Source organism: Caballeronia sp. INML3B, from assembly GCF_023631305.1.
Classification (GTDB): Bacteria; Pseudomonadota; Gammaproteobacteria; order Burkholderiales; family Burkholderiaceae; genus Caballeronia; species Caballeronia turbans.
In genome coordinates this window covers 1-277 of record NZ_JALQDI010000047.1, presented here as the reverse complement: position 1 = coordinate 277, position 277 = coordinate 1, and the positions used below count along the sequence as shown (strand labels likewise).

Here is a 277-nt window from a genome sequence, read left to right as displayed (position 1 = left end):
TCTCATCGCCGATGACAACGCGATCGCAGGCGAGATCATGGCGCGCACGGTGCGCTCGCTCGGCTGGCGCGCTGACATCGTGACGAGCGGACGCGAAGCGGTCGAACGCATCGGCGAAGCTGCGCTGAACGATGCGCCCTACGACATCGCCCTCCTCGACTGGCGCATGCCGGAACTCGACGGGCTCAACGCCGCCAGGCAGATTCACGCGATGAAAGGCCGCGCTGCGCCGCCTCTCGTGCTGCTCGTCACGGCATTCGGCCGCGAGGTGTTGAAG

1 protein-coding gene is annotated in these 277 nt (G+C 67.1%); it reads left to right on the top strand.

What is annotated here, in order from left to right; all coding sequences use genetic code 11:
- On the top strand, window positions 1–277 hold a 277-nt coding region (locus tag NCS58_RS21655; RefSeq protein ID WP_250538878.1), incomplete at both ends, for a response regulator.